The sequence below is a fragment of the Staphylococcus americanisciuri genome (assembly GCF_024814435.1).
GTDB classification, from domain to species: domain Bacteria; phylum Bacillota; class Bacilli; order Staphylococcales; family Staphylococcaceae; genus Staphylococcus; species Staphylococcus americanisciuri.
Map to the genome: position 1 here is coordinate 1 of NZ_JANUXY010000019.1, position 1636 is coordinate 1636.

At 46.9% G+C, this 1636-nt stretch carries 2 protein-coding genes; both read right to left on the reverse strand.

Going from position 1 to position 1636, the window contains the following annotated elements; all coding sequences use genetic code 11:
• Nucleotides 1–1134 (reverse strand): phosphopentomutase (deoB, locus tag NXS11_RS10835; RefSeq protein WP_259201268.1); only part of this gene is annotated, 1134 nt, incomplete at its 3' end.
• A 25-nt stretch (nt 1135–1159) separates the two neighbouring features.
• Nucleotides 1160–1636 (reverse strand): deoxyribose-phosphate aldolase (gene deoC, locus NXS11_RS10840; RefSeq protein ID WP_259201270.1); only part of this gene is annotated, 477 nt, incomplete at its 5' end.

The following is a 1636-nucleotide window of genomic DNA, read 5'->3' on the forward strand; positions in this document are numbered from 1 at the left end:
CACACCAAAGTTATCAGCGATTGTCGCACCAATAGAACTAAATGTTGTATCACCATCGAGGGCTGTGCCACCGTTAAATTTCGGGCTGTAGAACAACACCGGAATATATTCGCGTGTGTGATCTGTCCCCTCCGCCGTCGGGTCATTGCCATGATCGGCTGTGATAATCAACAGGTCGTCCTCACGCATGTTGTCCAACAGCTCCGGTAAACGTTCGTCGAAGTCCTTCAACGCTTGCGCGTAGCCCGGTTTGTCTCGACGGTGGCCATACAACGCATCAAAGTCTACCAAGTTCAAAAAGCTTAAGCCTTTGAAATCCTTCTTCACTACGTTCATCAGCTGATCCATGCCGTCCATATTACTTTTCGTGCGGATCGCTTCTGTCACACCTTCACCGTCATAGATATCATTAATCTTACCAATCGCAATGACATCATAGTCTGCGTCCTTCAACGTATTCATGACCGTACGACCGAATGGTTTCAATGCGTAGTCGTGACGGTTACTTGTACGTGTGAAGTTGCCCGGTTCACCCACATACGGACGAGCAATAATACGTCCAATCAAGTACTTCGGATCTTTCGTCAACTCGCGGACTTTCTCACAGATATCATATAGTTCTTCCAGTGGAATGATCTCTTCATGTGCCGCGATTTGTAATACGGGATCCGCAGATGTGTAGACGATTAAGTCGCCCGTTGCCATCTGATGGGCACCCCATTCGTCAATGATTTGTGTGCCTGACGCTGGGCGGTTCGCCACGACTTTTCGTCCAGTTAAACGTTCAATTTCCGCAATGAGTTCATCTGGGAAGCCGTTCGGGTATACTTTGAATGGTTCGTTAATGTTCAAGCCCATAATTTCCCAATGCCCCGTCATCGTGTCTTTCCCAACAGACGCTTCACTCATTTTCGTATAGTAACCTGCTGGTGCCTCAACACGACCGACAACCGGTAAGTCGTCAATATTACCTAGTCCCAGACGTTCCAAGTTCGGTAATTTTTGGTCAAAACCTTCTAACGTATGTTTTAAAGTATGTGAACCTTCGTCTTTGAATGCTTTCGCATCGGGCGCTTCCCCAATGCCTACTGAGTCCATCACGATCAAATGGATGCGTTGAAATGGTGCTGTCATCACAATCACTCCTTATAGTTCTCTCTTAATAATCTGTATCTGCTTCTAACCCTTGCATAATTTGTACGCCTGCGCTGGCACCGACACGTGTTGCCCCTGCTTCTAACATCGCTTGGAAGTCTGCCAAGTTGCGCACACCCCCTGATGCTTTCACTTCAAGGTCATCTCCCACTGTCTCTTTCATCAACTTGACGTCTTCCGGCGTTGCACCACCGCCTGCGAAGCCCGTTGATGTTTTCACAAAATCTGCACCTGCAGCTTTTGATAATTCACTGGCTTTCACTTTTTCTTCATCCGTTAATAACACTGTTTCGATAATAACTTTCACTGTTTTATCGCCTGATGCGTCAACAACCGCAGCAATATCTGCTTGTACGTCGTCATAGCGCCCATCTTTTAATGCGCCGATATTGATGACCATGTCAATCTCGTCTGCGCCTTTCGCAATCGCATCTTTCGTTTCAAATGCTTTGACTTCTGATGTTGATGCGCCTAATGGGAA